This is a genomic window from Streptomyces sp. So13.3 (genome assembly GCF_005860785.2).
GTDB classification, from domain to species: Bacteria; Actinomycetota; Actinomycetes; order Streptomycetales; family Streptomycetaceae; genus Actinacidiphila; species Actinacidiphila fildesensis.
In genome coordinates, this window is the sequence record NZ_CP048835.1 from 286,337 (window position 1) to 310,239 (window position 23,903).

The 23,903-nt window shown below is 68.8% G+C and carries 25 protein-coding genes and 3 pseudogenes; 14 read left to right on the forward strand and 14 right to left on the reverse strand.

Annotation, left to right across the window (positions count from 1 at the left end; translation table 11 throughout):
* The first annotated feature begins 687 nt into the window (after window positions 1-687).
* Entirely contained in the window at window positions 688-1,074 is a 387-nt protein-coding gene (locus C8250_RS01350; protein ID WP_138351704.1) for an IclR family transcriptional regulator C-terminal domain-containing protein, read from the forward strand.
* A gap of 96 nt (window positions 1,075-1,170) precedes the next feature.
* Window positions 1,171-1,719: a GNAT family N-acetyltransferase gene (locus C8250_RS01355; RefSeq protein ID WP_138351705.1), complete on the forward strand. Its 549-nt coding sequence runs from the start codon at window positions 1,171-1,173 to the stop codon at window positions 1,717-1,719.
* Between the two features lie 108 nt (window positions 1,720-1,827).
* Here C8250_RS01355 and C8250_RS01360 read toward each other — a convergent pair.
* The 3 genes and pseudogenes from C8250_RS01360 to C8250_RS01370 all read right to left on the reverse strand — a co-directional run.
* Window positions 1,828-2,049: pseudogene (locus tag C8250_RS01360) on the reverse strand (maleylpyruvate isomerase N-terminal domain-containing protein); the annotation flags it as partial.
* 126 nt (window positions 2,050-2,175) lie between these two features.
* Complete coding sequence (locus C8250_RS01365; RefSeq protein ID WP_138351707.1) at window positions 2,176-3,096, reverse strand: PhzF family phenazine biosynthesis isomerase; 921 nt, start codon at window positions 3,094-3,096, stop codon at window positions 2,176-2,178.
* 44 nt (window positions 3,097-3,140) lie between these two features.
* Window positions 3,141-3,713, reverse strand: coding sequence for a carboxymuconolactone decarboxylase family protein (locus C8250_RS01370; RefSeq protein WP_138351708.1), 573 nt, complete (start codon window positions 3,711-3,713; stop codon window positions 3,141-3,143).
* A 140-nt stretch (window positions 3,714-3,853) separates the two neighbouring features.
* Between C8250_RS01370 and C8250_RS01375 the strand changes: the two genes are divergently transcribed.
* Window positions 3,854-4,198 carry a helix-turn-helix domain-containing protein gene (locus C8250_RS01375; protein ID WP_138351867.1) on the forward strand — a complete coding sequence of 115 codons (345 nt, stop codon included), beginning with the start codon at window positions 3,854-3,856 and terminating at the stop codon, window positions 4,196-4,198.
* Window positions 4,199-4,328: 130 nt separating this feature from the next.
* On the forward strand, window positions 4,329-4,811 hold the full coding sequence (locus C8250_RS01380; RefSeq protein WP_138351709.1) for a hypothetical protein: 483 nt from the start codon (window positions 4,329-4,331) through the stop codon (window positions 4,809-4,811).
* Between the two features lie 75 nt (window positions 4,812-4,886).
* On the opposite strand, the gene C8250_RS01385 is transcribed toward C8250_RS01380, so the two are convergent.
* The gene (locus C8250_RS01385; protein WP_138351710.1) at window positions 4,887-5,627 is read right to left on the reverse strand and encodes a DUF5701 family protein; all 741 of its coding nucleotides are present in this window, start codon (window positions 5,625-5,627) and stop codon (window positions 4,887-4,889) included.
* A 126-nt stretch (window positions 5,628-5,753) separates the two neighbouring features.
* Complete coding sequence (locus tag C8250_RS01390) at window positions 5,754-6,971, reverse strand: RICIN domain-containing protein (protein ID WP_244808936.1); 1,218 nt, start codon at window positions 6,969-6,971, stop codon at window positions 5,754-5,756.
* Window positions 6,972-8,007: 1,036 nt separating this feature from the next.
* On the opposite strand from C8250_RS01390, the gene C8250_RS01395 reads away from it, so the two are divergent.
* Window positions 8,008-8,265 carry a hypothetical protein gene (locus C8250_RS01395; RefSeq protein ID WP_138351711.1) on the forward strand — a complete coding sequence of 86 codons (258 nt, stop codon included), beginning with the start codon at window positions 8,008-8,010 and terminating at the stop codon, window positions 8,263-8,265.
* A gap of 69 nt (window positions 8,266-8,334) precedes the next feature.
* On the opposite strand, the gene C8250_RS01400 is transcribed toward C8250_RS01395, so the two are convergent.
* Entirely contained in the window at window positions 8,335-9,273 is a 939-nt protein-coding gene (locus tag C8250_RS01400) for a chlorophyllase (protein ID WP_138351712.1), read from the reverse strand.
* Window positions 9,274-9,452: 179 nt separating this feature from the next.
* On the opposite strand from C8250_RS01400, the gene C8250_RS01405 reads away from it, so the two are divergent.
* The 4 genes from C8250_RS01405 (at window position 9,453) to C8250_RS01415 (ending at window position 11,043) form a co-directional block, all read left to right on the forward strand.
* The gene (locus tag C8250_RS01405) at window positions 9,453-9,899 is read left to right on the forward strand and encodes a MerR family transcriptional regulator (RefSeq protein WP_138351713.1); all 447 of its coding nucleotides are present in this window, start codon (window positions 9,453-9,455) and stop codon (window positions 9,897-9,899) included.
* On the forward strand, window positions 9,896-10,108 hold the full coding sequence (locus C8250_RS43210; RefSeq protein ID WP_244808937.1) for a hypothetical protein: 213 nt from the start codon (window positions 9,896-9,898) through the stop codon (window positions 10,106-10,108). Before C8250_RS01405 ends, C8250_RS43210 begins: the two co-directional genes overlap by 4 nt.
* Window positions 10,109-10,191: 83 nt before the next feature.
* The gene (locus C8250_RS43215; protein WP_331284061.1) at window positions 10,192-10,551 is read left to right on the forward strand and encodes a transposase; all 360 of its coding nucleotides are present in this window, start codon (window positions 10,192-10,194) and stop codon (window positions 10,549-10,551) included.
* A gap of 264 nt (window positions 10,552-10,815) precedes the next feature.
* Window positions 10,816-11,043, forward strand: a complete 228-nt coding sequence (locus C8250_RS01415) for a hypothetical protein (protein ID WP_138351715.1) — start codon at window positions 10,816-10,818, stop codon at window positions 11,041-11,043.
* 185 nt (window positions 11,044-11,228) lie between these two features.
* On the opposite strand, the gene C8250_RS01420 is transcribed toward C8250_RS01415, so the two are convergent.
* From C8250_RS01420 to C8250_RS43225, 5 genes and pseudogenes are all read right to left on the reverse strand, one after another.
* Entirely contained in the window at window positions 11,229-12,107 is an 879-nt protein-coding gene (locus C8250_RS01420) for an aldo/keto reductase (protein WP_138351716.1), read from the reverse strand.
* A gap of 46 nt (window positions 12,108-12,153) precedes the next feature.
* Complete coding sequence (locus C8250_RS01425) at window positions 12,154-12,294, reverse strand: hypothetical protein (protein WP_187144686.1); 141 nt, start codon at window positions 12,292-12,294, stop codon at window positions 12,154-12,156.
* Window positions 12,295-12,342: 48 nt separating this feature from the next.
* Window positions 12,343-13,314: an aldo/keto reductase gene (locus C8250_RS01430; RefSeq protein ID WP_138351717.1), complete on the reverse strand. Its 972-nt coding sequence runs from the start codon at window positions 13,312-13,314 to the stop codon at window positions 12,343-12,345.
* A 241-nt stretch (window positions 13,315-13,555) separates the two neighbouring features.
* Window positions 13,556-13,723, reverse strand: a pseudogene (locus C8250_RS43220) (IMP dehydrogenase); the annotation flags it as partial.
* Window positions 13,724-13,726: 3 nt separating this feature from the next.
* Window positions 13,727-13,960, reverse strand: a pseudogene (locus tag C8250_RS43225) (DUF2255 family protein); the annotation flags it as partial.
* 270 nt (window positions 13,961-14,230) lie between these two features.
* Between C8250_RS43225 and C8250_RS01440 the strand changes: the two are divergent.
* From C8250_RS01440 to C8250_RS01450, 3 genes are all read left to right on the forward strand, one after another.
* Window positions 14,231-15,130 (forward strand): helix-turn-helix transcriptional regulator, encoded by a 900-nt coding sequence (locus tag C8250_RS01440; RefSeq protein WP_138351719.1) that lies wholly within the window; start codon window positions 14,231-14,233, stop codon window positions 15,128-15,130.
* A gap of 442 nt (window positions 15,131-15,572) precedes the next feature.
* Window positions 15,573-16,619: a glucose 1-dehydrogenase gene (locus C8250_RS01445; protein ID WP_138351720.1), complete on the forward strand. Its 1,047-nt coding sequence runs from the start codon at window positions 15,573-15,575 to the stop codon at window positions 16,617-16,619.
* 72 nt (window positions 16,620-16,691) lie between these two features.
* Window positions 16,692-18,575, forward strand: a complete 1,884-nt coding sequence (locus tag C8250_RS01450; RefSeq protein ID WP_138351721.1) for a glycoside hydrolase family 15 protein — start codon at window positions 16,692-16,694, stop codon at window positions 18,573-18,575.
* 26 nt (window positions 18,576-18,601) lie between these two features.
* Here C8250_RS01450 and C8250_RS01455 read toward each other — a convergent pair whose 3' ends face one another.
* Window positions 18,602-19,273, reverse strand: coding sequence for a GAP family protein (locus C8250_RS01455; RefSeq protein WP_138351722.1), 672 nt, complete (start codon window positions 19,271-19,273; stop codon window positions 18,602-18,604).
* A gap of 167 nt (window positions 19,274-19,440) precedes the next feature.
* Here C8250_RS01455 and C8250_RS01460 point away from each other — a divergent pair, with 167 nt between their 5' ends.
* Window positions 19,441-20,487, forward strand: a complete 1,047-nt coding sequence (locus C8250_RS01460; RefSeq protein WP_274599421.1) for a DUF2254 family protein — start codon at window positions 19,441-19,443, stop codon at window positions 20,485-20,487.
* Between the two features lie 30 nt (window positions 20,488-20,517).
* On the opposite strand, the gene C8250_RS01465 is transcribed toward C8250_RS01460, so the two are convergent.
* Complete coding sequence (locus C8250_RS01465) at window positions 20,518-21,858, reverse strand: diacylglycerol kinase family protein (RefSeq protein ID WP_138351869.1); 1,341 nt, start codon at window positions 21,856-21,858, stop codon at window positions 20,518-20,520.
* Window positions 21,859-22,187: 329 nt separating this feature from the next.
* Here C8250_RS01465 and C8250_RS01470 point away from each other — a divergent pair, with 329 nt between their 5' ends.
* Entirely contained in the window at window positions 22,188-22,856 is a 669-nt protein-coding gene (locus C8250_RS01470) for a carbonic anhydrase (protein WP_138351724.1), read from the forward strand.
* A gap of 64 nt (window positions 22,857-22,920) precedes the next feature.
* On the opposite strand, the gene C8250_RS01475 is transcribed toward C8250_RS01470, so the two are convergent.
* The gene (locus C8250_RS01475) at window positions 22,921-23,793 is read right to left on the reverse strand and encodes a hypothetical protein (RefSeq protein WP_232485484.1); all 873 of its coding nucleotides are present in this window, start codon (window positions 23,791-23,793) and stop codon (window positions 22,921-22,923) included.
* Window positions 23,794-23,903: the final 110 nt, after the last annotated feature.

Consider the following 23,903-nt stretch of genomic DNA (forward strand, 5'->3'; position numbering starts at 1 on the left):
AACTCGCAGAGTCCGCACATCCGCGGCAACCGCTCGGTCCACGTCATGGCACGGAACGAAGCTGTCTCGCGGAGGGATGTCTCCAGAAACACGCATACGTCAACCGCCCCCCGAATGGCGCGGCCGACAGTCAGCCACCTGAGAGCAGGCTACTGACGATTTCAAGATCCTTATGTCTTACGACATTTCTTACTACTTACGGTTTCAGCAAGATTTGCCCCACTCGCTGAGGCGTTCGAATCGGAGCAGGCGCCATGGGGTGCCACACGACGGGACGCTTACCCGAACGAGATCCCCACCTGTTACCCCGCCGGCGCGGAGAACTGCCCGTGCCGGTCAGCGTCCCCCTGGGCGTTGGCGGGGTACCCCACGAACAGATGTGCTTTCCCAACCATCCCGACGCGACCTCGGCCCTGTATACCGGCGGACTGGTGGAGACCCCGAGCAGCGACATGGAGCTTCAGCTCAACCTGCTGACTGCCTCCCTGCACCGCGCCTTCACCGTCACCGCCAACCTGGATGAGATTGCGGACCTCGTGGTCCGTGGGCTGTTGCCGGACACCGCCGCCTACGCCGACGACGTGACCCTGCTCCTGGTCAGCTTCCCCGCCGCCCCTTGGGCAACGTCGCACGGGAACTGGCGTCCGCCGCCTGGCGGCAGTCGCCGGCACGACAGTGGGGATCAGCGTGCTGTGGGAAGGACAGACCCTCGTCATGCACTGGGCCTCCGGCGGGGACCATGCCCTGGCTCCGCCCCGAAGGGGTACGCCCCTGCTGTGGTTCACCGCGGCGGGAAAGGTCCTTGTGTCCGGAGCACACCCCGCCCTCCCGATCGACCCGCTCCCTGCGGCCTGGCGCCGGGAGGCGGCGGAGATCCGGGACCACGGTGTCGCGTTCGACCAGGAGGAGGTGACCGCGGGGGTGTGCTGTGTGGCCGTGCCTCTGCACAGCGCGGGCGGTGTCCCGGTGGCCTCCTTGTGCGTCCTGACCGATCCCGCACAGAACCTGGAACACCTTGCCGACGCCGTCCGCCTGACCGGCAGGGCGATCAGCGCCGGTCTGCGCGGCCGGTGAGAGCCGACCGCGCAGCGACCCTAGGCGGTCCTGAGCCCGAACGACCTCGACTACATCGTCGATGAGCTCGCAGGCGTGAGGTCCTAACATTGGCCCATGTCCAATATGCCGTCACGGGTTGAACTGTGCCCGCTCACCCTCTCCGACGAGGATGAGTTCTGCTCGCTCGTGCGGGCCAGCACCGACCTCCATTCGCCGTGGATGCAACTGCCCGCGACCGCAGAGGAGTTCCAGGGCTGGATGCACCGCTTCAGCGACGGCACAGACCTGGGCTTGGTGATCCGCGTTCAGGAGACCGGTGCAGCTGCCGGCATGGTCAACATCAACTCGATCATCCGGGGCCGCTACCAGGGCGCGTCCCTCGGCTATGCGGCTTTCGCCCCGTCCGCGGGACGGGGTTACATGACCGAAGGGCTCACCCTGGCCCTGCAGCACGCCTTCAACGACCTGCGGCTCCACCGGCTGGAGGCGAGCATCCAGCCGGCGAACCAGGCGTCTTTGTCCTTGGTCCAGCGCCTGGGCTTTCGTTACGAAGGTCTGTCGCCCGCCTATCTCTACATCGACGGAGCCTGGCGCGACCACGAACGCTGGTCCGTCACCGCACCATCCCCCTGGACGCCCGATCCTTCCCTTCCCGAGGTCTAGGCATTCCTTCCGTGGTCACAGCCCTCAGCGCGGGCTGAGCGCACCCAGGTGCTGTGGTCCTCCGTCAGTGCGGGCCGAGATGTGAAACGGCCTTGGTGACGGTGTCACCGCGTCGAACGCGCCGGGCGTACGCAGGGCGACCAGCACGTTCGCATCCGCCGCGCGGAGGTGAGCGATCTGGTGCGCGATCGTCCGGCCCACGGCCGGCGTGGGCCGGGTCCAGTCGCCCTCGGCGGCCACCAGGGCGTCGAGCTGGTCCCCTTCGGCAGTCAGGTCCGACAGCACGAGGTCGTAGTCCACGTCGGAGACATCGATGTTGTAGTTCAGCATTCGCGGCTTCCCCCTCATCATGGCGTCGGTTCAGGGAAGTTGATCGTATTGCGTCGGAGAAGGCGACGGCTTCGACCCTACGTCGGGCCACGGTGCGGTGGTCGTCACGGGGACGGGCTTCGGGGTTCAGGGCCGGACTGTTCGCCCGCCGGGAGGAACCAACCGTTCCGGCAATCGGAGCACATGCCCGATCCTTGCGGTGCCCCTGACCTCGACCATCGGGCCCGACGAAGTGCGGCGTGCGGCGGCGGTGACGGTGGAGGGACGGCCCAGCGCATCGCCCATGTAGACGGTGATCCCGGTGGTGCCCTGACGGCCGAGCAGGTGGGCGGCCAGGCAGGCGGAGCTGTTCACGTTGGCGATGTCCTCCGGTACGCCGATCGATGGGGCGAACATGCGGGCCGCGACCCGCCCCGAGGGCGATATCGGGGCGTGGACGAAGGCGCCCAGCAGGCCCAGGCGATCACAAGCGGCGGCGAGCCGGTCGAGGTCCGGGCTCAGGACGGCGAGAGCGGAGCGGGTGGGAAGAGGCAGGAGGAGCCGCGGACGTCCCAGCGTGGCGATGCACGCTCCGGAGGCGACCGCCGTGCGGAGTCCCAGAGCGGGCAGGAGCAGCGCGAGTTCACCTGATGTGGGCTCACGCAGGCCGACCGGCCCCGCCTCGAAGGCGGCCTCGATGGACGACGCCCCGCACACTGCGCGACCCTCGACGACGCGCCCGGCCACGCACAGGGCTGCCTGGTACTCCCTGCCCCCCGCGCGCTGAGCGAGGAAGGCCAAGGCGGCCACGGTGCCGTGACCGCACGCGGGCAACTCCCCCTCAGCGGTGAAGAAACGCACGGTGACCACGGGCCGGTCGTCCCCGCTCCCGGCCGCCCGTTCGCCGTCCTGCGAGAGGAAAGCCGCGTGGGAGGTGCCGGCCAGGGCGGGTACCGCGCGGCGCTCGTCATCGGTCAACAGGTGGCCGGACAGAGATGATGATGCCTCGTCCACAACCGCGGTCGGGCTTCCGCCACCGCCCTCGCGCAGGCACGCGTGCACGGTCATGGCCGGCAGACCCGTGCAGGCCGCCGGTGGACGGGAAGGGCTGCTCATCGGGTGCGGGGGACGACGTCGGCGAAGCGTGGCGCGCCGGGTTCGTGCGGCAGGCGCGCCGCCCGCGCGGCGAAGCTGATGGCGTGGTACCAGCCGCACAGCAGGAGCAGGTCCATCAACTGGAGGTCGTCGAAGGCCGATGCGAGCCGAGCCCACAACGCGTCGTCGATGTCGGAGCGCTCGTGCAGGCTGTCGACGGCGAGGATGAGCAGCCGTTCCCGCTCGGACGCCCAGCACGCGTCGGTGGCTCCGCCGTGGACGAGGGACGCCGTCTGCTCACGGGTGAGGCCGACCCGATCGGCGTACGTCATCACGTGCACGCCCCACTCGTACTCGCAGCCGCACCGCGCGCACGTCCGGTCGATGACGATCTCCCGCTCCCGCAAGCTCAACGTCAGCTGCCTGCTCAGCTCGTAGCGGCCCCATCCATGCATGGCGCCGGTCATCGGCAGATTCCTGGCGAACATCCGGAACAGCCCGATCGGCGGAGCACCCGCAGGCATCATGCGCCCGAGCTGTGCGCCGACCTCATCGGTGTACGGCGGCTCCAGCGGCTCGATCCGTGCCATCGGTCCTCCCGTTGTGCTGATCCGGATGCAGAAGCAGGGGTGGACGATGCTAGTGTTTCGAATAACGAAACACAAGGAGCGTCATGCCGACACCACGCCCGGGCGGACCGGTCCGCGGTTCGTCGACCGGCCGGCCGATCATGGCCGCGATGGACCTGTTCGGGCGCCGCTGGGCGCTGCGCATCCTCTGGGAATTGCGCGCGGGCCCGATCGGCGCCCGCGCCCTGCTCGCGCAGTGCGAAGGCCTGTCCTCCAGCGTCCTGTACCAGCGACTGCGCGAGCTCACGTCCAGCGGGATCATCACCCCCTCGGCCGACGGCTACGAACTCACCCCCACCGGAGCAGACCTCGGCCGCGCCCTCGCCCCGCTCGACCAGTGGGCGAACACCTGGGCGCAGAAGCAGAAGCAGGAACACGACCAGGACCATGACCATGACCATGATGAGCGGGTCGACCACACGGGCCGGCCGCCGGAGAGAGACTGAGAGCCCGCCAACCCCGAAGGCATGGCCAAGGCAAAGCCTTTCGCGAGCTGTTGATCCCCGCGTCGCGAACCCGACACTGTGTTCCCTGCGCACCCACATCGGGGCGTGCGACGGAGGGGGCTGCAGGGACATGAACAGACCGATACCAGGCACCGTGGAAGTCGCGGTGCGCCACATCCTCAGCGACCGGACGACCGGCTTTCTCACCCGGACCCGCAGGATCACCTGGCAGGACAGCCTGAACCGGGTGCGCCGGCCGGCGTCGGGCAAGCAGAGCGTCGAGCTGACCTGCCCCGTGTGCGACGCCTCTCTGCTGGCCGAGGTCCGCACGGAGGCCCGTACCCGCCGAACCAGCGCTGTCCTGCTGGTCCTGGCCGCCCTGAGCGTCATCGTCTTCTTCGCGGCGTTCGGTTACGCCATTCACGAGGGCGGCCGCACCCTGCCCGAGGGCCAGTCGCTCCCGGTCCTGTTCCCCGTCAGCGTCGCCTCGATCTTCGTCACGTTCGTCGCCGCTCCCGTGCTCTTCGTCCAGGGCCGCCGCTACAACGGCGTCACCATGCTGGACGCCCCCAAACCCCGACGGCTCCACGGAATCATGCCGGTACGCGGCTGAGGGCTGAGTACCTGGGGGACCCCGACGAGGGCGCCCGGCGAGCACCGGGCGCCCCCACTCACGCCGCTTCGCGCGTCACTGTCGGGCACCTCCCGCGGAATCGTGATGGATCAGGACCCGATACGGGCCCTGGACCCGGGCTGTTGCGGAGGCGAAGCCCAGCCAGGTGTGCCGATTGCCCGCCCAACACCAGCCGACCTTGGGGGCGTTACGGCGCTCGCGGCCGTCCCGCCCGGTGCCGTTGCTGATCCAGACAGCCGGGGTACGGGCGTCCAGGGCGCCGTTGGATTTACGCAGCCGCGAGCCGATGGTCATGAAGCAGTGATTGCGCTCCAGGACGGCGGGCTGCTGCATCACCCAGTGGATGCCCTCAGTGAGCACCAGCGGGGTGCGGGCCTGTGCGGTGAGGGCGGGCAGCGCCTCGTTCGGGCTCCAGTTGGCCATCTGGTCACCGCGGTCGAGGCCCGTGAGGAGGTAGAGGGGGGCGTCGGGCAGCGCGACCGTCTCCAGCGGGGTGAAGAAGTCGACGTCGGGCATGTCGGTGACGACGAAACCCGGCTTGCCGTCGCGGCCGAGCAGCGGCGCCAGGGCGGAGGCAGGGGCTTGGTGCGGATGAACCGCGAGTAGGGCGCCATCGCCGGCCGCAGCACCCTCGGCGGCTTCGGCTGCCCCCGCTGCCTCCGCGAACATACGAAGCTCGGCGGCGGGCAGCCCAGCGATCTCATGCACCCCCAGCTCGATCAGACGCTCGGCCTGCACGCTCAAGGGCGGCAGTACCGGGAGAACGGTGGAGGTGACGGGGATGGTTTCGGGCACGATGCTCCCAGGGATAGCGACGTGGACGAGCCCAGGGTGAACGAGGCGGCCCGCCGGAACATTCCCCACCCCTGCCGGCCGATCGGGACGGTCAGGCACCGCGGCTCTCGATGCCTGACCGGGGCGCTACTTCAACGTCCACACCTGATTGGCCTGGGTGCCGCTGCCGTTGCAGTCCCAGATCTGCAGCAACGCGCCGTTGGCTGAACCACCGGCGTCCAGACACTTGCCGGATTGCGGGTTCGTGATCGTGCCGTTGCCGTTGGTCTGCCACTTCTGGGCGCCGGTGCCGTTGCACGACCAGAGTTGGACGCGGGTGCCGTTCGCCGTGGAACCTCCGGATACGTCGAGGCACTTGCCCGACTGCGGGTTGGTGAGGGCGCCGTTGGCCGGTGTCCACTTCTGGTTCCAGCCCGTGCCGCAGTCCCACAACTGGACGGCGGTGCCGTCAGCAGCACTCCAGTCCTTCAGGTCCAGGCAGCGGCCGCTGCCCTGTCCCACGATCGTGCCCGGTGTACCGCCGCCACCGCCTCCACCACCGCCACCCGAGCCGTTGGAGGTGTAGGAGAAGGAGTTGACGGCCAGTCCGGGGCCGCCGACCCACGGCTCGAAGCCGAACTGCACACTGGTCATGTACCACGCAGGCGACATGTAGCCGCGAGCGATCGAGTCAGTGGTGAAGTCCTTGATGCTCACCGAGATTGCGTTGGTGGGCTGCTGACGGACGTAGGACACGACGTTCCAGCCGATGCTGCCGTTGTCACCGAACCGGCCTGTCCACACGTCCCAGTTGGCGCCTTCCAGCCAGACGGTCCCCACCTTGGAGCCGGCCGGCGACGGAGGACCGGAGTGGTTGGCCCAGATCATGATTTCAGCGCCGTTGTTCTGGCCCGCCGGATAGGGATTGGTGTCGAACCACAGGTCGTAGGCGGCGTCCCACTGCCCGTCGGCGGTGGAGAAGTCGACGCTGGACTGCGGGTTGGCGAAGGACGACACCTGCAGCGGCAGGCCGTTGCCCGAGGAGCAATTGCCGTAGTGACAGCCGGCGTAGATCGATGGATAGGCCGCCGGTGCGCCGCTGGTGCCCACGTTGTGCCACCCCGTGGTGACCTTGAAACCGTCGTCCGAAACGTCGATGCACTGGGGGATGGAGTCACCCCACTCGTTGTTCTGGACGATGTACTTGCCGCCCGAAACCGCCATGCTGCCGGTCTTGTCGCAGATGGTGGTGTTGGCGGACGCGGACGGCGCGAAGGTCAGCGACAGTGCGCACATCAGCAGGGTGGCCAGGAGGCTCGCCACCGCCCCGGCCGCTTGGCGTGGCCCCGCGAATGATCTGGACACGGAGTTCCTTTCGGTCACCGGGTACGGTCTGCTGCCGCACCCGGACGGTGGGCGGTCCGCACACCAGTTGCGGGAGCGCTCCCACACTTACGAACGGCGCTCCCCTCACGAGGAACGGCTGAGGGGTGCGACGCGCCGCCACTCGACGCGACGGCCGAGAACAGCAACCGGAATGCTCGGCACTCGGAATTGTTCAGTCCGCCAAGTGCCGCAACACATGAAGCCAGTGTTCTTTCAGGGGTGTCAAGACGCCCTACTGAGTTCACTTCTCGAAGGCGGAAAGCAAGGGCTTTCCTCCCGAGAACCCCGCGAGCGCATTTCGGCCAACGACGTCACACGTCCAGCGGCACGCGCATCTGCTCCGCTCTCGGATTGGTGAGGGCAGGTCAGGGCGCAGTAGCGCACCCACATGTAGGCGGCGCTGACCGCGAGGGTGGTCGCGGTGGCCGGGGCGCCGTAGCGGGTGAACGTCCAGAACCTGATGGGAATCCTGTTGCGTTCCGCGATGCCCAGGCGGGTCACCGGCAGTGCCCTGAGTTCCTGGACGATGCTGTCGTTGTGTATTCGAGGTCCTGTTCCGGGACGGCGAGACGCAGGGGCAGGCGCCGCAGGAGCGTCTCCCCTTTCGGGCTCCGACAAGCTGGCCATCACCCCTACCTCCTGACGTACATGGAGCGTTGGTCACGATTCAACCGAAACCCGCCAGAGCCGGACGGCCGTTCATATGATGTTCCTTCTCTGGCGGCTTCTGGTGGGGGTACCGATGCGCAACGCCGATCCAAACAGCGACACCAACAGCCACAGCGACATGAATGATGGCGGTATCAAGAGCCGACGGCGCAGGGGAGCTGTCGGACGGGCGCTGGTTGCCGTGGTGGTGGCGGGGATCGCCGTGGCCTGCGGTCCGGTCCCCAACGACGCACCCGCCACTGCCCCGTCCTCGGCCACTGCTTCGGCGGTCCCGACAACCGCCTCCCCGTCGCCGACACCGTCTCTCTCGACCACCGCCGCGCCATCCCCTTCGCTCACCCCCGTCGTGAGCACCAGCCAGAAGACGCCGACCACCGCCCCGACGACCCGGCACACGGTCAAGGCCACACCGAGGCCCACAACCAAGGCCCCGCAGACAACAGAGCCCGCGCCCGCCGAGTGCGAGATCGTTTCCAACGCGGGGAATTGCTACAACGCGGGCCAGTTCTGCCGCAACGCCGACATCGGCAGCTCCACGCATGCGGGGAACGGGCGCATGATCCACTGCCGCCAGGACGGCAGCCGGGGACGCTGGGGTTACTAGTGCCCGCCCCGCGTTGATCCAACGGGGGGTCGCTGGGCGGGCGAAGGCGTGTATTTCAACCGCCGAGGGTCACTTGTTGTCCAGCCGCCCCAGCGCACGGGCGTCGGCGAGGACGGACCGGGCCATCTGCCAGTCGGTGTGGTCGATGCCGGTGATGTGGCGTAGGTAGGCGAGGGTGACCTGCTGGACGAGGGCAACGCGGCTGGAGTCCTCGTCGGTGGTCTCTGCTGCCCGGTAGCCGGAGATGCCGCCGAGGAAGTGCTCGCCGCCGAAGACGGTGAGCAGGCTCTTGTTGCCGCGGCTGAGCGTGTAGGGATCGCTTGTCCAGGCGGGTCCTCGGGTGGTGAGCGGGAGATCGTCCTTGTCGCCGGCGACCACCAGTCCGGGGGCGGTGATGTGGGAGAAGTCCTGGTCGCGGAGCCAGGGAAGGTTCTCGTGGGCGAAGGGGGTCAGTTCGTCGCCGCCCTTGCCGGCCGTGGCCAGCTGGATGCTGGCCATGACCCGGTAGTCGGACAGGTCGTCGGCGGTGCCGGTCTGGGGGTCGGTGACGCGCAGACCTACCAGAATGCCCGCGGTCTGGCCTCCGAAGGAGTGACCCGCTGCGACGATGCGGCTGTGGTCGACCCGGCCGGGGAGGCCGGGCACGGATGCCTCCAGCAGCTTGAGCTCATCCAGGATGCGCTTCATGTCCTGCACGCGGTAGCGCCACAGGTGCGGCCTGCGGGAGTCGTCTGCGGCGATGGCGACCCGCTTGGAGTCGAGATGCGTGGCTTGGATCACCACGAAGCCATGAGAGGCCCAGTGGTCGACCAGCGGTGCGTAGCCGTCCAGGTCGGAGCCGAATCCGTGTGCGAAGAGCACGATCGGCAGGCGTGTGCCAGTGAGCGGTGCGGAAACGCGTACGTGCAGGTCCTGGCCGCGCTGGGGGGCGGGCAGCACGATCGGCTTGACCGTCACGGTCGGGGTCGGAGCGGGGCCGGTGAGGCCGGTCGTCTGGTGGGGGGTCATGTGCGTGCTTCTTTCCAGTGTGGTGCGGGTGGCGGGTCAGGTGGTCTTGACGTTGAGGATGCGTGCGGCGTTGATCCGTGACGTATCCAGCGAAAACCCCGGGGTCATGTCAGCTACGCTAAAACTTGACGTTGACGTCAAAGGCAAGTTGTTATGGCGTAGATCACATGGAGCTCGGAATGCGTATTGGGGAACTCGCACGCCGCACAGGCGTCAGCACCCGGGCCCTGCGGTACTACGAGGAGCAGAACCTGCTCACCGCCGAGCGAAGCAATTCCGGCCAGCGCCACTACCCGGAAACCGCGGTCGCCCGGATCCTCCTGGTCCGGGAGCTGTTCACCGCCGGTCTGTCGAGCAAGATCATCGCCGAGCTCACGCCCTGCGTCATCGACGGCAAGGCCACACCCGAACTCCTCGACCGCCTGGCTGTGGAGCGCGGTCACATCGACCAGCACATCGTCGATCTCACGCACACCCGAGGCAGGCTCGATTCGGTCATCGCCAGCGCCTCCGCATCCATGGACACCGGGACTTCCTGCCAACCCGGCCCGGCATCGACCGCTCCAGCGCAGGTCAGCAGCGTTACCCTTCGTGGCGATCAAGAAGCTCGGGAAGGTGAGGGATGACGTCGTCCAGTCCGTTCGCGGTGCTCTGGAACAGTGACCAGCTCGCGTTATTACGAGAACTGGCGAGCCCGCGAACGGCGCCGCTGCGGCGGGTGCAGCGAGCGCATGTCGACCTGGCCGGCGCACATGGCACCGCGAACGCCGTCATCGCCCGCACGCTCCGGCTGTACCTGGACACCGTGCGCCGCTGGCGGGCTCACCCGCCCTGAGGACTCGGCTTCTACGCGAAAGCCGCCGAGGTCTGCGCTCTCTACCTCCATCGCCCACCGGGCTCGGTAGTCCGGTCGAGGACATCACGCGCAACGACTCGGTCACCTTCATCGCCTTCCTGCGATGGCTGGAGCACGCTGTCCCAGCGGATTCGACGATCCACCTGATCCTGGACAACGGCTCCTCGCACACCTCGAACGCGACCCGGTCCTGGCTGGCCAAGCACCCGCGCCTCGTCGTCCACCACACCCCCAAGCGCGCCTCCTGGCTGAACCAGGTGGAGATGTTCTTCTCGATCCTGGCCCGCCGACTCCTGCGCCGAGGCGAGTTCAACTCCCGCCAGGACCTCGTCGAGCAGATCCGCGAATTCACCCTCGCCTACGACGACCAGGCGCGACCATTCCGCTGGTACTACGACAGCACCCCGCTCAAGGCAGCCTGACCCCCGCAGGATCAGCGCGGCGAAGCACGAGCACGTCGCCAGTGCCGCCCCGGGTGTACGCGCGATCAGCGGCCCCGGCCCGAGCAGGGCCAGGACCTCGGGCAGGGCCACGACCCCGGGCAGGCGGCCCGAGCGCTCTGACCTGCGGTGACAGTGAGGACGCCAGCACAGCCGCTGCCGAGCTGAGGCACGGCGCCACCCAGTGGATTCGGCCGACTGTGAACTGTGCCGTGACCGGCACACGTGGTTGCCGGTTGAGTAGGCATGAAGAAACGAATGATGCTTGCGGTTGCTTCCCTTGCCACGGGAGTGGTGGCTGCCCTGATCACCCCCAGTGCACATGCCGGTGTTGCCGATGGCACCCTGAACAACTTGCATCCGTTGACGGGCGTCGATCTGCTGAACGCATCGGTCAACAGCGAACCTCACAGCGTGGAGAACCACAACGCCAACACCCGGGCCGAGAGTCACCAGAACAGCCGCGAAGGGTAGCGGCGCTGACACCAGGAGCCACCCGACCATGAGGTGAGCGCGCACGGCTCGTTCACTCTCCGCAGACTTAAGTTCTCGCTGGTCAGCCGGCTCGATTGCGGACCCCGTCCGACAGTTGAGCCGGTGGAGCGATCGCATTCCAGAGGGGCGTGTTCCAGGGTGATGTCCGGAGATGCTGCTGCTGTTCAGGCTTCGGGGATGTTCCGGCCGAAGGTCTCCAGGGTGATGTCCTTGGGTTCGGGTCCGCCGCGTACGCCGGTGTCGAGCGCGTCGAGGGTCGCAAGCTCGTCGGCCGTGAGTTCGAAGTCGAAGACGCCGAAGTTCTCGGCGATTCGCTCGGGCCGTACGGACTTCGGAATGGCGGAGCGCCCTTCCTGGAGGTGCCAGCGGATCATGACCTGGGCAGGGGTCCTGCCGTGGGTGGTGGCGACGGCGGCGATGGTGGGGTCGTCGAAGGTGCTGGTGCTGGTTGCGCTGCCGCGGTAGCTGGTGATGCCACCGATCGGCGACCATGCCTGTGTCAGGATGCCGTGAGCAGCGTTCGCGGCCTGGACATCGGGCTGGGTGAAGTAGGGGTGGGCCTCGATCTGGTTCACCGCGGGGACCACGGTGGCGTGCTGCAGCAGGGCGTCGAGGTGGTCGGGCATGAAGTTGCTGACCCCGATCGCGCGGACCCGTCCATCGGCCAGGAGGGTCTCCAGTGCCCGATAGGCGTCCTTGGTGAGGTCGAACCGGCCAGGCAGGGCCTGGTGGAGGATGAGGAGGTCGATCCGGTCGACACCGAGCTTGCCGGCGCTCTTGTCAAAGGCGTGCAGTGTCTGGTCGTAGCCGAAGTCGCTGATCCACACCTTGGTCTCGATGAACACCTCGTCGCGGTCCAGGCCGGAGCGGCGGATGGCTTCGCCGACTTCGCGTTCGTTGCCGTAGGCGGCGGCGGTGTCGATGAGCCGGTACCCGGTCTTGAGCGCCGCGTCCACGGAGTCCGTGGTGACGTCCTGGGGCGTCTGGAACACCCCGAAGCCGAGGGCCGGCATCCGGATGCCATTGTTCAGGGTCAGGTCCATGGTGCTGTGCCTCCTGGCATCAGTGATGGTCGGGTGCGTTCGGCGGTCAGTGGCTGCGGGTGCGTTCGGCCTTGTACCGCTGGTCGGTGATGTGCTCCAGCCAGGTGGTCCCGGGGCCGTCGGCGTCGGGCGCGGTGCCGTCGCGGGTGCCGATCAGCGCGGTCGGCTGCGCCTTGACGAACGCCACGGGGTGCTCCTCGCTCTCAGACGGAGGGCACGTGTGACTGCGGCAGGCTCAGCGCTCCATCATGCGCATCTGGGCCGCGTTGTGGGTGTCGCCGGCCGCTGGGGGCAGGCTGGTCAGCCTGGCGAGCTGCTCCTCGGTCAGCCGGACTGCGTCGGCTGCGGCGTTCTCCTCCAGCCGGGCCACGCGCCGGGTTCCGGGGATGGGGGCGATGTTCTCGCCCTGGGCCAGCAGCCAGGCCAGGGCGACCTGGGCAGGGGTTGCCCCTGTCTGGGCGGCGACGGCGGCGACCTCGTCGGCCAGGCGCAGGTTGTGCTGGAAGTTCTCGCCGCTGAACCGCGGGTTGTCGGCGCGGAAGTCGGTGGGATCGAACTGCTCGGTGGAGCGGATCGTGCCGGTCAGGAACCCGCGTCCCAGGGGCGAGAACGGGACGAAGCCGATGCCCAGTTCGCGCAGCACCGGCAGCACCCGGGCCTCGGGATCACGGGTGAACAGCGAGTACTCGGATTGGACCGCGGTCACCGGATGCACCGCATGCGCGCGGCGGATGGTGTCGGGCCCGGCCTCGGACAGGCCGATGTGCCCGATCTTGCCCTCCGCGACCAGCTCGGCCAGCGCGCCGACGGTCTCCTTGATCGACGTGCCGGGGTCCACCCGGTGTTGGTAGTACAGGTCGATGTGGTCGGTGCCCAGGCGCTTGAGCGAGCCCTCCACCGCGGTGCGAATGCTGTCCGGGCTGCTGTCCGCGCCCTGCCGACCTGTGTAAGAGATCAGTCCGAACTTCGTGGCCAGCACCACCTGGTCCCGGCGCCCCTTGAGAGCGCGGCCGATCAGTTCCTCGTTGGTGTAGGGACCGTACACCTCGGCAGTGTCGATGAAGGTGACACCCAGCTCCAGGGCACGGTGGATGGTACGGATCGACTGCTCATCGTCGGTTCCGGCACCGGTGTAACCGTGGGACATCCCCATCGCACCGAGTCCGATCCGGGCGACGTCCAGGTCTCCGAGGCTGACGTGCTGCATCGTTGCTCTCCTGTTCAGGTGGCGGGCTGCTGTAGTGCGGATGGTCATTCCCCGACAGGGAAGTCGGTGGCAGCAGCAAGGTCGCGTCCACGGCCTGGCCGCCGACGATCTGCTTCTGCACCGCCAGGCCCTGCGCCATCCGGGTGACGGGAGTGGTGGTGGACCGGCCTTCCAGTGGATACGTGGCCGGGCAATAGCCGCTCGTGGGTGGCGGCGGCCTGGTCGTTGGATCCGGGGGCGGTCACGGGCGGATCGCCACCTTGAGGCTGGTGCGATCGTTCATCGCCTGGTAGCCCTCGGCGATGTCTTCCAGGGGCAGGGTGCGGTCGAAGACGCGTCCGGGGCGGATCGAGCCGTCCAGGATGTGCGGCATCAGTTCGTCGATGTAGGCGCGGGCGGGGGCGACGCCGAAGGCGACGTCTCGCTCCACCCCGCCGACCTGGATGCGGCCCTGGCGGCGGGACTGCACACCCCGGTACCAGGGCCCCGCGGTGCCCTTGACCGAGCGCACATACAGGTGATCGCCCGCGCGGACCACCCACATCGTCACCGGTGCCCGCAGCGAGCCGTCCGCCCGCCGCGACGACAGGTCCAGTTCCTCGGCCGCACCGACCCTCTTCAGGTCAGAACCGTCCCAGTCCGCCATGCTCGCTCCTCTCGGGTCCGTCAGCGAGACCGTGCCCAGAGGGGCGGCCCCGGTTCACCGTCACCTGAGCGCGGCTGGTCCGCCAGCCGTGCGCGATGCGCTGCCGGGAGCGGGCCGCCGTGTGGCGACGGTCATCGCTGCGCACCTTCGAGCCTGCCCCAGCGCCGCCCTGCCAGGCAGACCGGGATCTGCCAGGGAACGGCGAGCGGGGGCATGACAGGGCCCCCCTGGACCCGCGTGTCGCGGTGGCGGCCGAGGGAAAATGGGGCCATGGCACCCGAGCAGCACAGCAGCGGCGAGGAACTGGGACGCTTCCTGCGCGCCCGCCGCACCCAGACCAGCCCCCAGTCCGCCGGCCTGACCCCCGGACCCGGCGTACGCCGCACCCCCGGGCTGCGACGCGAGGAACTGGCCACGCTCGCCGGAGTCAGCATCGACTACTACACCCGCCTGGAACGCGGCAAGGAAACCCGCCCCAGCCCCGCCGTCGTCGACGCCCTCGCCCGCGCACTCCAACTCGACGACGCCGAACACCAGCACCTACGCGACCTGGCCGTGCGCGCCGCACGCTACGGCGGACAGCCCGCCGCCGCACCCAGCCGCACCGTGCGCCCCCACCTGAGACTGCTGCTCGAAGCCGTCCGCCCGAATCCCGCCTACGTCGTCAGCCGCAGCATGGACCTCCTCGCCCACAACCCCGGCGGCCTTGCCCTGTACGCCGGGATGGAGGACTGGCCCGCCACCCAGCGCAACCTCGCCCGCTACCTGTTCCTGCACCCCGCCGCCCACCAGGTCTTCCCCAACTGGGACAACCAGATCCGCGGCTGCGTCGCCCGCCTACGCGCCCTCGCCGGCACCGACCCCGATGCCCCCGACCTCACCCACCTCGTCGGCGAACTACTCCTCAAGAGCCCCGACTTCGCCGGACTATGGGAACGCTACGAGGTCACCGGCCGCAAGAACACCACCAAGACGTTCCGACACCCCACCGTAGGCACCCTCACCCTCGCCTTCCAGGGCATGGCCCTCGAAGGCACCCCCGGCCACCGCCTCGGCGTTTACACCGCCGAACCCGGAACCCCCGACCACGACGCCGTCCTCCTGCTCGACATGACCGCCCCACAAGGCGCCGCCCAGCACCAAGCCCACACAGGAGACCAAACCAGCTGAGCATGTCGCCCGCAGACAACTCGGGGCGCGCGTGCGGGGCGCCGTTCCTCCTCGCGCACCACAAAGGTCGGTGACCGTGGGTGCCCGCCTGGCGACCAGGGGTACGGGCCCGATAGCGCGACGACGGACGTGTTGAGGCGTAGCGTGAATCGTGGAGGCGTGGGAACGGCGATCCAGGTGATGCCGCAGTCACACCTCGTTGTCTGTCGTGCCCGCCAGGCCGGGCCACGTCCAGAAATCCTCACTCCGGAGATTTCACGGACCCTGCGACTACGGCGCACCCGGCCAAGCGAACGCGAAGCTCCGTCGGAAGCGTGGGGCCAGCGGGCCGCTGTCATCTGCGGCCACCAGCTGCGGAGTCGGCCGGTTCCGCGAAGCGGTTGAGTCAGGTTCCTGAGGAATTCGGCGAGTCGGCGAATTGGTAGGCGAATCGAGGCGGCCCATGCACGCGGTGACGGTGATACCCGGAAAGAGCGGATCGGTGGAGCTGTCGGACATCGCGGAGCCGGGGGCCGAGCTGGGGTCGGTCGTGGTGGAGTCGCTCGCGGTCGGGGTGTGCGGCACGGACGCCGAGATCGCGCGGGGCGAGTACGGGTTCGCCCCGCCGGGCAAGGACCGGCTGATCCTGGGGCACGAGTCACTGGGCCGCGTGGCCCACGCCGCAGCGGGTGGCCCGACCGTGGGTGACCTCGTGGTGGGCATCGTGCGACGGCCGGATCCGCTGCCGTGCCCGAACTGCGCGGTCGGTGAGTGGGACATGTGCTCCAACGGCCTGTACACCGAGCATGGAATCAAGGAGCGTGACGGTTTCATGGCCGAACGCTGGCGCAGCGATCCCGACTACCTGGTCAAGGTGGACCCGGAGCTGGGCGTGCTGGGGGTTCTGCTGGAGCCGGCCTCGGTGGTGGCCAAGGCGTGGGAGCACATCTACGCCATCGGCCACCGGACGTTCTGGGACCCGCGCACCGTGCTGGTGGTGGGGGCCGGCCCGATCGGGCTGCTGGCTGCCCTGCTGGCTCGGCAGCGGGGGCTCGAGGTTCACGTGATGGACCGGGTCACGGGTGGCCCCAAACCCGTGCTCGTCGAGGCACTCGGGGCTCGCTATCACAACGGGGCGGTGGCGGACCTGGGGCTGAGTCCGGACATCGTCGTGGAGTGCACCGGGGTGCCCGCGCTGATCCGGCAGTCCGCCGAGGCGGCGGCGCCCGGCGGCATCGTGTGCCTGACCGGCGTCGGGTCGCTGACCGACCGCTCCGCCGGCGGCATCGAGAGCGGGCTCGCCACCACCGCCGTCCTGCGCAACCTCGCGCTCTTCGGCTCCGTCAACGCCAACCGCCGCCACTACTACCTGGCCGCCAGAGCACTCAGCCGGGCGGACCGGGGCTGGCTTGAGGGACTGGTGACACGGCGCTTCGCTCCCCACGACATCGTCCGAGCACTGCAACGGGACCCGGACGACATCAAGGTGATCCTCGACTTCACCGCTTGACCATCGCTCGCCCCGTGAATCCACTCCCCCGAGAAATGTCCTTCCGCCGGACCATCGCGCAAAGGAATCGACATGACCGAGACAGGCTTCCCCCCGATCTCCGACTACGCGTTCCTCAGCGACTGCCACTCGGTGGCTCTGGTCGGCCGCGACGCGTCCGTGGAGTGGGCGTGCTTCCACCGCTTCGACCAGCGCTCGGTCTTCGCCCGGATCCTGGACCGCGAACGAGGCGGTTACTTTCGCATCGCCCCGGTCGCGGAGTACACCACCACGCGGCGCTACCTGCCGGACACCAACGTCCTGGAAACCCGCTTCGAGACCGCCACCGGCGCTGTGACGGTCACCGACTGTCTGCCAGTACGCGAGGACCTCACCCGCCCGGGCCGCGTCGAGCGCCGACCGCCGGACGGGCTGCTCCTGCGCACCGTGCGCGGCGAGACAGGCACCGTGGAACTGCTGCTGGAGTTCGCCCCCAGATTCGAGTACGGGCTCACCACTCCCTTCATCGAACTCCCGGGCGAGGACCTGGCCGTGGTCACCGGTGGCCCCGACTCCCTGCTCCTGCAGAGCGAACTGGGGGCGCTGTCCACCGACGGGACCGGCATGTGCACGTCCCGTGCGAACGTGGCCCAGGGGCAGGTGGCCTACGTCGCCCTCACCTACGCGGCGGCCGGGGCGCTGACCGTTCGCAGGCTCTCCCCCACGGACCTGAGCGGCCGATTGGCGGAGACCGTCGCCTTCTGGACCAACTGGGCCGCCCGGTGCACCTACCAAGGCCCGCACCGCGACGCCTTGGTGCGCAGCGCCCTGGTCCTCAAGGGGCTCATCTACGACGAGACCGGTGCCCTCGCCGCGGCGCCCACCACCTCGCTGCCCGAGGAGATCGGCGGCGAGCGCAACTGGGACTACCGCTACACCTGGCTGCGTGACTCGGCAGCGATGCTCGCGGCTCTTGGCGCCATCGGTTACTTGGAAGAGGCCCAGCACTTCGCGGACTGGCTGCTGCGCACCACCGCCGGCCGGGCCGAGGACCTGCAGATCATGTACGGCATCGGCGGGGAGCGGCTGCTCCATGAGGTCGACCTCGGCCATCTGAACGGCTACCGCGGGTCGCGCCCGGTACGGGTGGGGAACGGCGCCTGGGACCAGTTCCAGCTCGACACCTACGGCGAACTGCTGGCTGCGGCCTTCCTCGTCCTGAAGCTGCGCGGTGCTCACACACTGACGCCGCGCAGTGCCGCCTTCCTGTGCGACGTGGTGGAACTGAACATCAAGCGTTGGCAGGAGGTCGACGACGGGATCTGGGAGATCCGCGGAGGACGGCGGCACTTCGTCTTCTCCAAGTTGATGGCCTGGCTCGCCGTGGACTGCGGTCTCCACATCCTGGACCTGAACCCTGCACTGACCCAGGACCCTGGGGTGCGCGAGCGCTGGGAGGACGCGCGCCAGGAGATGCGCACCGCCCTGGAGACCCGAGGGGTGGACCCGAAGACCGGTGCCTTCCTGCAGGCATTCGAACACGATGAGCTCGACGCCTCTGCCCTGCAGGTGGGCCTGCGGGGCTTCCTACCGCCCGACGACCCCCGGATCCTGGCGACGATCGACCGCATCGAAGCCGAACTGACGCGCAACGGCCACGTCTACCGCTACCTCGGCGAGGACGGCCTGGAGGGCGAGGAGGGCACCTTCGTCTTCTGCACACTGTGGATGGCCTCCGCCCTTGCCCGTGCCGGCCGCACCGACGCCGCCGAGACGTATCTGACCCGTGTCCTGGACTGCGCCAACGACCTGGGACTGCTGGCCGAGGAAATCGACCCCGGCACGGGAGAACAACTCGGCAACTTCCCCCAGGGCTTCAGCCATCTCGGCGTCATCGGAGCAGCGCTGAACCTGGCTTACGCCCAACCCGGCGCCGACGCCCCCTGGGTCGACCGGTGGAAAGACCTGCAGGAGTGATGACCCGCACTTCGTGTGGACTCGGGTCAGCGTGTCAGGTCGAAGATGGCCTTGCCTGCCAGCGAGACACCGAGGAACAAGCAGATCGCGACAATGGCCGGGTCCTGGTGTGCTGCCAGCCAGGAGCGCAGACCGGTCAGCGTTTGCTGGGCCCTCGTTGGTGTGAAGACCATCAGGAGTTCCATCGTCAGAAGACTGGCGGTGGCGAGGACGCAGAAGGCCAGCAGGACGAGGGAGGACGCGCCGTGGGTGAGGTCCGCCTCCACGACCGTGGAGGCCGCGGCGGCGACCATCCCCCAGGGCTGCAGCAGTACAGCGAGCCCGGCGGCCGACCACACGGACGTCTGGTGCGCTCGGGATGCCGGCGCGGCCTCGTCCGAGGCGGATCGAGCCGTCTCCTGGGAAGTGGCGGAGCGGCGGCTGCGGCGTCGGCGCTCGCCGTACAGGACCAGGGAGACGCCGATGGCCAGCTTGGCGGCCAGTGCGGCTGTGGAGGGCGGGCTCCTGGGCGCGGGCGGCTCCCCGCCGGTCAGGAGCAGCACCGCAGCGATCACGGCCACCAGGCACGCCAACCAGGCCAGGATGAACGCCAGCCCCTTCCAGACGCCGCCGGGTGAGGAGAGCACCAGCACGAAGGCCATGATCGGCAGGGGGTAGAGCGTGATGGCCAGACCGATCAGGATCAGGTCGAGCACCATCGGCACACCCTTCTCACTACCCTTGTGCCCATATTTACGCCTCGTCCGGCCGCGCACCACTCCTGCGGCGGTCCCGCCTGTCGCTCGACCGGCTGGGGGCCGAGAATGCAGATTGTGGCCAACCTCAGCGCAGTCCGCGGCAGTCTCCGGCCCGCCTGGTCAGCATCATCTTCTCGCTGCTGTTCCTGGTCGTTCAGTGGGCCGCGACGACCTTCACCCCGCGGCTGGGCCTGTTCCGCGACGACCCACTCGTGTGGCGCACGTTCGCCTTCTCCCTCGGGGTCTTCGTCTTCTGCATCGCCGCAGCGCTGACCATCGTCAGCCGAACGGAAGTCTCCATGGCGGTCCCGGTGATCGCGATGATCCTGGCACTGGTCACGCTGGCATTCATGTACACGCTGCAGAGCCGTGCCTTCTCGTCGATCCAGCTCGGCCCCTGCCTGCATGCGATCAGCAGCCGGACACGCCACGTCGTCGACACCGTCTACGACCGGCCTCTGGGTGACACGGACGCGGCCAGGTCCAGCCGGCCGGCCGAGGCCGACGGGGTTCCTGTCCCCTGGCCCGGCCATGGGGCAGTGCTGTGCGGCATCGACGTTCCCACGTTGGTGGAGGTGGCTCGCGCGCACGACTGTCTGATCGTGCTGTGCCAGGCTCCTGGGCAACTCCTGGTCAGGAATCGTCCCGTGGCGCGTGTCCACGCAGGCAATGCAGGCAACGCAGGCACGCTTCCATCCGATGTACTTCTGGCAGCCCTGGCACCAGGAGTGGAACGCACCTTCGACCAGGACCCCGAAATCGGCATTCGGCTGCTGGCGAACATCGCCCTGCGTGGTCTGTCCCCGGCGATCAACGACCCGGCAACCGCCGTGCAGGCCCTGGACCACATCGAAGACCTCTTGCTTCTGCTGGCCGACCGGGAGCTCGACGTCGGCCACATCCGCGACGCCGAGGGTACGTTGCGGCTCATCGTGCCGGTCCCGAACTGGGACCGATACGTCCGCACCGCTCTCGACGACGTGATCAACAGTGCGCAGACCGTCCCCCTGGCCCTCCACCGGATCCGGCTGCTGCCGCAGCACGTCCTGGACGCCGGCCCCGAAACACGCCGCCCGCAGCTCCGGGAACGACTCACCCTGGCGGAGCAACTGCTGGCGCGCAGCTCCCCTGCCACTTCGGCACCGGCCCCGGCAGTCGACACCGACAAGAAGTGACGAATCTTGAGCATCAGCCTGTTCCTGGGCTCACTTGCCGGCTGCCTCCCCGGTGCGATTGCCGCTGCCAGGAGTCGACCGCGACCGGGGGGCGGCCAGGGCGACGAGGTGCCGCCAGTTCAGACGCGGGTTGGCCGTCGGCGCCCCGGGACGGCCCCTGGGCACCCGCACCCGGAGTACGCCCGCGTTGATGCTGCAGGTGACCGGGGTCGACAGGTTCAGGGCTTCGCCGTCGACCGCAACGGGAATGGTCTCCGCAGCCGCGTGGACCGTGACCTGGTGTGCCGTCAGTACGTGCAGCCCGGTTGCCTGGCCTCCGCGCACAGCCAGCTCGGCCGCTTGGACCGGCCCGTCCACCCGGATGCCGAGCACGCCCAGGGTGCCCCTGTCGAGCCGTGGTCTGCGGCCGGCGGTGAGCGGGTCGACTGCGGCGTACGGGTTGTTGCTCACGAGCAGCGCCTGCTGGGATTCCAGCCGGGTGCCGTCCACGTCGACGTCGAGCCGTTCGCCCTGATCACCGAGCAGCAGATCGGGCAGGGCGTTCAGGGCGGTGCCGGCTTTGGCGGCGCGGTAATCCGGGCTCTGGACGATCTGCGCGTAGGCCCCGAACGAGACGGTGTTGACGAAGGTGCGGTCCGCCACGATGCCGAGGTCGACCCTCAGCTCCTCGCCGTCGGTGAGCGCGTCCAGACAGCGAGTGGGATCGGCACGGTCCAGACCCAGGTCCATGGCGAAGTGGTTGCGGGTCCCGGCGCTGATCACCAGGAAGGGGAGATCGTGTGCCGCCGCGACGGCCGCGACCAGGGATTGGGTGCCGTCACCACCCGCAACGCCGAGCAGATCAGCCCCTTCGGCCACCGCCCGGCGCGCCAAGGCGGCGACATCGGTGCTCACGGCGGTGTCCAGCAGGAGCACCCGCGCGCCCAACCGCTGAGCTTCCTCCACCAACCCGAAACGCCCCACCTTGCCGCCCCCGGACATCGGATTCATGATCAGCACCGGCCGCACCGGCGCCGGACGGGCGATCGCCGCCATGCCCCGCTCAGGCCGCGCCCGGCGCAGAGCCGCCCGCCCGCAGGTCAACGCGGCGCCACCGAGCAACAGCGACTCCAGCGCCACCACCCAGAGTCCCGTCCGGGCATAGAACACCAGCACCGCCGCCGGAGCCGCGACAGCGAGAAGTGCACCCGCCCAGCGCACCACCCCCCGATGCGCCAGCGCCCACCACACCCCCGCCGCCGCCACCACCAGGCCCGCCAACCCGATCACGAGGATCAGCGGACCGCCCTCCCCTGTGAACGCGAGCAGGATCGCCACCGCTGCCAGGGCACACAGGAGCGAAAGCCGAGCCAGCGGCCGGGCACCTGCCATCTCCATGAAGGTGCCCTTTCACCCGAACAGCCGAACTGCACTTCGCTGCCACCTTCCCGCATCCGAACACAACGACAACCGCTCCGCATCCGGAGGCCCCGTCCCGGCGCCGACGACCGTTCGGCTTGGTACCCGTCCCGGTCGGCTCCCCCAAGGGTGCCCGGAGGGGTCTGTCCGGGTCGCGGGCGTCGAACCGACGGATTTTACTGAACGTCGGCAGTTCGCGCGGGTCGCGATGCTGCCCTCGGCCCGCCGACCCAGCCATGCGGTTCGAGTCACTGCTGAGACGTCGCACGCCACGGCACCGCCTTCCTTGAGGAGACGCCCACATGACGGAGCCTGCCGTCCCTTCCCGGAACGGTGCACCGTCCACGGCGTCCGCCGCGGATCGCGGCCGGAAGCGCGGCCCACTCACGCCCGAGGGCGTCCTGCAGTGGCTGCTGGAGGGGAACAGGCGCTGGGTCAGCGGGCAGCTCGCCCATCCGCACGGGACCGTCGCGCGTCGTGAGGCCCTGGCGGCTGGGCAGGACCCCATGGCGACCGTCTTCTCGTGCATCGATTCGCGCGTGCCCCCGGAGATCGTCTTCGACTGCGGTATCGGAGATCTCTTCGTGGTGCGTACCGCGGCCCACACCAACGACGGCCTGGTGCAGGGAGCGGTGGAGTACGGAGTGGACGAGGCGTTGACGCCGCTGCTCGTCGTGATGGGACACCAACTCTGCGGCGCGGTCGGCTTCGCGGTGGAAACACTCAACGCCGGCCGGGAGGCACCCGCGCACCTCGAGGATGTCGTCGAGGCCCTGCGACCGGCCTACGAGGCGGCCAAGCCTCTTCCGGGCGACCAAGTGGACAACACCGTCCGGGCGCAGATCCGCCTGACCGTGGAGCAGTTGCACCATGACTCGATGCTCGAACCCCTCGAAGCCCAGGGACGGGCCCGCGTCATCGGCGCCTACTATTCCCTGGATTCGGGAGCTGTGGAATTCCGCCAAGGGTGAGCCCTGGGTGGACTTCCACCAAGGGTGAGCCCTGCAGGGTGTGCGTTGCCATGAACGACGTGACTCAGCGGTCCGCACCCTTGGTCCGACGATGAGAGACCTGTTCCCGTGCCGTGCGCCAACGCGACCGTGTCTGCTCGACCAGGCTGTCCCACTGCTGGCGGACCTCATGGTCCGAGGGGCGATGGCCCTGACGGATCCGGCCGAGTTCGTCCCGCACTTCTCGTCCCAGGGCAGCCGATGCGACGAGGACGAGCATCGCTGCGAAGAGAGCCGAGATCATCGCGAAGACGGCACCGACCGCCCCGTAGCGTGAGGCGGAGGAGTTGAAGAGACGCGGCAGGTAGAGGGTTGCGCCCACCGAGTAGGCCGCGGTCAGCGCGGCTGCAGTGACACCGAAAGGGATCAGCTCGGGCCAGGGGATCCGCTTGGCCGACAGGATCCACCCGCTCCAGACCAGGAACACGCCGGTGACCGCTGCCTCACAGGCCGCGGTCACCAAACCCAGCTGGCCCCCGCCAAGAGCTGCGGCGAGCCACCCGGTGACCACTGCGTAGACGCCAAGAGTGAGGATCCACCACAGGCCGTTTCGGGTGTTGCGCACGCTGAGCGGCTTGAGTTCCCATGTCTGTTCGAAGAGCCGCTGCGAGGCCCGCGCGAAGCTCAGCACCGAGATCGTCAGGAACACCACCCCGAAGACGCCCACACTCGCGGTTGTGCTCTCGGCAGGGGAAAGCAGGGAGTTGACTGCCTCGGCGCCCGCCCCGGAGAGGCTGTAGCGCTTGATGATCCGGTCCGCGGAGTCGTAGTGGACGACGTCGCTCAGGGCGGCGCTGCCGAGGATCGCGAGCGGAACCAGTGCGGTGAGAGCGCTGGACGCCAGGGCCATCGAGCGGTCGAACCCGACGATCCTCTGGAATCGGTTGATGACTCGCAACGCGAAGACGGGACGCAGCCAGAATGTCAGCGTTCTGACCAGCCGTTCGCGATTGATCCTTGACGTCCTGCCCTCCGTGAAGATCGAAACCGGTACGGCGGCCGAGCCTA